The sequence below is a fragment of the Chitinophaga sp. genome (assembly GCF_035564935.1).
Lineage (GTDB): Bacteria > Bacteroidota > Bacteroidia > Chitinophagales > Chitinophagaceae > Chitinophaga.
Genome location: NZ_DATMTE010000348.1, coordinates 1 through 6362, shown reverse-complemented (window position 1 = coordinate 6362; position 6362 = coordinate 1). Strand labels below are relative to the sequence as shown.

Sequence of the window (6362 nt, the reverse complement as noted above, 5' to 3'; positions counted from 1 at the left end):
CTCCCGGCGATAGAAGGCAATCCAACTCCCTGAATCGATTAGAAAATTGAATTATTAAGCCAACAACACAAAAGTATGGAACTACTTGGTACCTGCAAAGTCCCCGGGAAAGGAGGACGTATGCAAAGAAAATTACTGTTGATTATGCGATTAACTGCAATACTCACGCTGGTATTCACCCTTAATCTGAGCGCCAAAACATTCTCTCAGTCTGTTACCATCAAAGGGAAGCGTCTTCCCCTCTATGATGTTTTCAACAGCATCAGCCGCCAGACAGGTTATGAATTTGTTTACGATGAGAAATTACTGGAGAAGGCCCCGCCGGTAAACCTGAATATGAACCAGGCTTCCCTTGCCGAGGTACTGAATGCCTGCCTGAATACCAAACTGTTTAATTATAACATTGTAGACAAAACGATCGTCATCAGCCCGAAAGCCAAAGCAGTGGCGCCTGCCGAAGCCGCCATCGCCGCTATTGATATACAGGGCAAGGTGACTGACTCCAAGGGGCTGCCGCTGGTAGGCGCATCTATCCAGGTAAAAGGCACCAATAAAGGAACAGTTACCAATGTACAGGGAACTTTTACCCTGGCAGCCAATCCGGGCGATGTGCTGATCATCAGCATCATTGGTTATGAAACCAAACAGGTAACTGTGGGTAATGACCCCAACATCCAGGTAACCCTGGATATCCAGGACAGCCAGTTGGGCGCGGTAGTGGTAACCGCCCTTGGTATTAAAAGATCGGAGAAATCCATCACCTACTCCACCCAGCAACTGGACGGACTGGAACTTACCAAAGCCAAAGACGCCAACCTGGTAAATACCCTGAACGGTAAAGTAGCGGGTTTAACTATTTCCTCCAGCGCTTCCGGCGTGGGCGGTTCCGCCAAAGTGATCCTCCGCGGCAGCAAATCAGGACTCGGCAGCAACCAGGCATTGTATGTAATTGACGGAGTGCCGATGAACAATACCATCTCCACCCAACCCACCAGCATTTATGGTGGTAGTTCTTCCTACGATGGCGGTGACCCTATTTCCAACCTTAACCCGGAAGATATTGAAAGTATCTCCGTATTGAAAGGCGCATCTGCTGCTGCGCTTTATGGCAGCCAGGGCGCGAATGGTGTGATCATCGTTACTACTAAAAGCGGAAAGGCTGGTCGTACGGTTATTAATGTATCCTCCGGTTTCAACATAAGCCAGGCTGCTTACAAACCAAAGTTCCAGAATAACTATGGGCAGTCAGCCGACGTTAGTACGAAAAGCTGGGGCAGTAAGATCAACGGTGCTGCAGATAACGTATCCGACTTTTTCCAGACGGGAAATAACTTCACCAATGCTATTAGTCTGGCAGGAGGATCTGAAAAGGCACAAACTTATTTTTCCTACGCCAATACCTCTGCACGGGGTTTGGAAGCAGGTAATAAACTGGCTCGCCATAACCTGAGCTTCAAAGAAACGGCACATTTCCTGAATGATAAACTGACTGCTTCTGCTGATGTGAATTACATGACGCAGAAAATTGACAACACCCCTTTATCAGGCTTTTACTTCAACCCGCTTACCGGTTTGTACCTGTTTCCCCGTGGTGTGGATATCAGCCCATACAGGGATAATTATGAATTGCCTGATCCTGCCCGGAACAACCTGATGGTGCAGAACTGGCCTTTTTCTGAAGATCTTCAGCAAAACCCCTGGTGGATCCTCAACCGGAACACCAACACCCTTAACAGGAACAGGGTACTTGCCAATGCCAGCCTGAAATACGATATCAACAGCTGGTTAAATATTCAGGGAAGGGGAAGCATTGACCGGATTGCCGATGTATATGAACAAAAGATATATGCAGGTACGCAAACCACACTCGCTTCCAGTAACGGTGGCTTTAACTATAACAACAACACGACTACACAGCAATATGGTGACCTGATCGCCAACTTTAACATACCGGCCAATGATCTTCACTTCACCGGTTTGGTGGGTGGAAGCATCCGTGATGTGAAAACGCAGGGCGACTACCTGGTGGCAGGACAGGAAGGACTGTGGCTCCCGAATATATTCACTATACAAAACATGAAATCGCTGAATGCACGTAACTCCGGCACTTTACAGGAGAAACACAGCCAGTGGCAATCTGTTTTTGCGAGTGTGAATATCTCATATAAAGACTGGGCATACCTCGATCTGACAGCGCGTAACGACTGGGCTTCAAACCTGGCATTTACCGACCAGATGTCTTACTTCTATCCATCTGCCGGGTTAAATGTGATCTTGAGCCAGCTGCTGAAGATGCCTAAAGCAATTACATTTGGTAAGATCCGCGGATCTTATGCCATTGTAGGTAATTCGCCTTTGGCTTACCAGAGTAGTACACCGGACAACGTGCTGATCACAGGCGGTAACATATCTGTGAGAACCCAGGCGCCCTTTACCAACCTGAAACCGGAAAAAACCAAGTCGCTGGAATTAGGTACAGAATGGCGCTTTTTCGACAGCCGTTTAAGTGTGGATGTAACTTACTACAAGACCAATACCACTAACCAAACGATGGAAATTGCGGCGCCTAACGCCACTTTATTCAATACTTACTTTATTAATGCCGGCGATATCCAGAACCAGGGCGTGGAAGCAATGGTGAAGTATGATGTGCTGCGCGATACCAAACTGAAATGGAATACCGCTTTGAATTATGCGGTAAACGACAACAAAATCATTTCCCTATCGCCTTTTGTGGACCGTTTCAGCCTGACCGGCGATGGCACCGGCGCCAACTATGCTTCCCAGTTTAAAGTGGGTGGCTCTTTTGGCGACATTTACGGCACCGTGTTAAACCGTGATGAGCAGGGCCGTGTGATGATTAAAGACGGCGCTCCTTCCCTGGCTGGCGGCCAGATGCAGTATCTCGGCAATGCTAATACCAAATGGCAACTGGGCTGGAACAACAGCTTTGCCTATAACAACTTTACGTTGTCTTTCCTGATAGATGGCAAATTCGGTGGACAGGTGATGTCTGTAACCCAATCGGTAATGGATGGTTACGGTGTTTCCGCTGTTTCCGGTGCAGCGCGTGATGCAGGTGGTGTGAAGATAAACGGTGTAGATGAAAACGGACAACCTGTTACTACCGTAGATGCCCAGAAATGGTACAATGTAGTAGGCGGCAGAACCGGTGCTTCCGGCGAATACATGTACAGTGCCACTACCGTTAGATTAAGAGAAGCTTCGCTGGGTTATACGATTCCGCTGAAGAGTAATGCAGTGAAGGCACTGAAAGTATCTGCCAATGGCCGTAACCTGTTCTACTTCTCTAAGAAAGCGCCGTTTGATCCGGAGCAAACCATGTCTACTTCCAACGGGCTTAGTGGTGTGGATGTATTTATGTTGCCTGCTTCCCGCAGCTATGGCGTTACTGTAAATGCCACTTTCTAATCATTTACCGAAAAACTGAAAACGATGAAACTGTATAATAAAATGAAGCGTTACAGATCAGGTTTACTGGTAGCTACTGCAGCCCTGGTAACCGGGATGAGTGCCTGTACAAAAAACTTTGAACGTTACAACACTGACGATACCGGCATCACTGACGCTCAGCTGGGCGCAGATTTCAACTCACTGGGATTGTATCTTAAATCTGCCCAGATGTCTATTCTCAACTTTTCCGGCGGTGGGGATCCCAACTCCTACCAGGTGCAGCAGAACCTGAATGCAGATTGTTTTTCCGGGTATTTTATGACACCCAACCCATTCAGCAGTTCCAATAACACGAATTATGGTTTGGTGCCAGGCTGGAATGGAGAGGCTTACAAAGTAGGTTATCTGAATGTGATGTCGCCGGTAGTAAAACTGCAGAAAGGTGGTATCGATAAAAACTTCCCTGCAGTTTGGGCCGTAGCGCAAATAGTACAGGTTACTGCCATGAGTCGTGTAACTGATATTTACGGACCAATTCCGTATAGCCGTGTAGGTGAGGGCTTGTCGTCGGTTCCTTACGACAGCCAGCAGGATGTGTACAAACAATTTTTCACACAGCTGGACAATGCTACTGCCAGTTTGCGTGCACAGATCAGCAGCGGAACCGCGCTTCCGTTTGATTTCTCTTCTTTTGATGTAGTGTATAGCGGAAACTTCACCCAGTGGCTGCGTTTTGCTAACTCCCTGCGTTTACGCCTGGCTATGCACATTTCAAACATAGATCCTGCCACCGCGAAAACGGAAGGCGAGAAAGCGTTAAATCCTGCTAACGGCGGTGTTATTACAGATAATGCAGACGCCATGACCGTAAAGATCACCGGCGACTTTACCAACCCGCTGGTGTTTATTGCGAAAAACTGGGCAGATATCCGTATCGGCGCTTCTATTCAATGTTACCTGTCTGGTTACAAAGACCCGAGGATTTCAAGATATATGGATAAAGCCACCGATCCGGCTACCGGCCTGAAAGGAGAATACAAAGGTATCCGCATCGGCAGCCTGGTAGATAAATCCAAGTACCAAACCTATTCTTCCCTGAATACGGATGATGGCGCCTCTCCGGCGTTTACCCTGAAAACACCCATGCAGGTAATGACTGCTGCAGAGGTATATTTCCTGCGTGCAGAAGCAGCTTTAAAAGGCTGGAGCAATGCAGGCGGAAGCGTACAGCAACTGTATGAACAAGGCGTTACTACCTCCATGGCGCAATGGCAGGTAAGCGCTCCGGGTTACCTGGCTGATGATAAGAGTACTCCGGATGCCTATACAGATCCTAAGAATCCGGCTAATAACAATGGTAAGCCGTCTGCCATCACTATTAAGTGGAATGAAGGCGCCACTGATAAGGACAAAATAGAACGCATCATGACGCAGAAATGGATTGCGATGTTTCCTGAAGGACAGGAAGCATGGACGGAGTTTCGCCGTACCGGTTATCCTAAGCTGTTTACGGTAGTGAACAACAATAGCGGAGGCGCTATAGATAAAGATATACAGATCCGCAGGTTGCCATTCCCACAAAATGAATACAACACCAATCCTGCTGCGGTGGCGGACGCAGTAAAGTTGCTGGGTGATGTTGATGACGGCGGTACCCGTCTCTGGTGGGATAAGAAGCCATAAATTAATTTCCGGCGGCCTGCCACCCACAGGCCGCCGGAATACTGATATTCAAAGTTAACCTGAGCATACGTTTGTTATAAGAGCCACCAGACCGGAAAACCCATAACCAAAATTTGAACCCTGATTTCCTGATCATTTAAACATTCATTCCAGTATGAAAAAACAATTTCATTCCCTACGGCTATTGGCCGCAGGAGTGGTGTGCGCCGCCTTCTTCTTCAGCGCCTGTAAAAAAGAAAACAACAGCATTCCAGGAAGCACCGGTAAAAACACTACCGGCGCGCATGTGGAAACCGTTACCAAAGCCGGCGGCATTTCCGTTTGTTATGTGGAAGTAAACAGCAACAGCTTATTAAACACCGGCAAGTACACGTTAACCACCGGTGGGCAGCAGCTGTTTGATATTGCCATTATTTTTGCGGCCAATATCAACTACAATACCACCACCCACAAAGCGGTACTGTACAACAACCCCAATGTATCCAACGTGCTGGCGAACAAGGCCACGCAAATTGTACCCCTGCAAAATAAGGGGATGAAAGTATTGCTATCCATCCTTGGTAACCACCAGGGCGCAGGCTTCTGTAACTTTACCAGCAGAACCGCTGCACGGGCCTTTGCACAACAGCTCAGCGATACCGTTAGCTACTACGGGCTGGATGGAATTGATTTTGATGATGAGTACGCCGAATATGGCAACAATGGCACCACGCAGCCAAACGACAGCTCCTTCGTGATGCTGGTGGATGAACTGCGCAAACTGATGCCCACTAAGATCATCTCGTTCTATTACTATGGTCCCGCTGCTTCCAGGTTATCGTGGGGTGGCAAAAAAGTAGGCGACTTTGCCAACTACAGCTGGAATGCCATTTACGGCAGTTACTCCGTACCCAATGTAGCCGGCCTCACAAAGGCGCAGTTAGGGCCCGCAGCAGTAGATATCCAGGCCACCAGCCAGAGTACGGCCAACTCACTGGCTACACAAACGAAGAACAATGGTTACGGCGTTTACCTGTGGTACAACCTCACCAGTACAGATAAACATGTGTATTTCTCCGGTGTTTCAAGTATTCTTTACAACAGTAATGTTACTTATACACCCTGACAAAAAAAACAGGGAGCCGTTTTAAAAACGACTCCCTGTTTTAAATAAATCTGTATTATTAAAACCGAAGTTTATTTTATACTTTCTTCCCTTGCAGATAAGCGGAACCAGTCTTTCGCATACGGCTTCAGCAGCATAGTAGCTGCAGTAGGGCCCCAGG

The 6362-nt window shown here is 47.7% G+C and carries 3 protein-coding genes; all 3 read left to right on the top strand.

What is annotated here, in order from left to right; genetic code table 11:
- Nucleotides 1-144: 144 nt before the first annotated feature.
- Nucleotides 145-3432 (top strand): SusC/RagA family TonB-linked outer membrane protein, encoded by a 3288-nt coding sequence (locus tag VN105_RS09165; protein ID WP_325640076.1) that lies wholly within the window; start codon nucleotides 145-147, stop codon nucleotides 3430-3432.
- Between the two features lie 24 nt (nucleotides 3433-3456).
- Nucleotides 3457-5097: a RagB/SusD family nutrient uptake outer membrane protein gene (locus VN105_RS09160; RefSeq protein WP_325640074.1), complete on the top strand. Its 1641-nt coding sequence runs from the start codon at nucleotides 3457-3459 to the stop codon at nucleotides 5095-5097.
- Nucleotides 5098-5251: 154 nt separating this feature from the next.
- Complete coding sequence (locus VN105_RS09155) at nucleotides 5252-6202, top strand: endo-beta-N-acetylglucosaminidase H (RefSeq protein WP_325640072.1); 951 nt, start codon at nucleotides 5252-5254, stop codon at nucleotides 6200-6202.
- Nucleotides 6203-6362: the final 160 nt, after the last annotated feature.

Bases quoted from the DNA above. Each gene is read 5' to 3' on its own strand.
- VN105_RS09165 (WP_325640076.1), top strand. From the start codon at position 145: ATGCGATTAACTGCAATACTCACGCTGGTATTCACCCTTAATCTGAGC.
- VN105_RS09160 (WP_325640074.1), top strand. From the start codon at position 3,457: ATGAAACTGTATAATAAAATGAAGCGTTACAGATCAGGTTTACTGGTA.
- VN105_RS09155 (WP_325640072.1), top strand. From the start codon at position 5,252: ATGAAAAAACAATTTCATTCCCTACGGCTATTGGCCGCAGGAGTGGTG.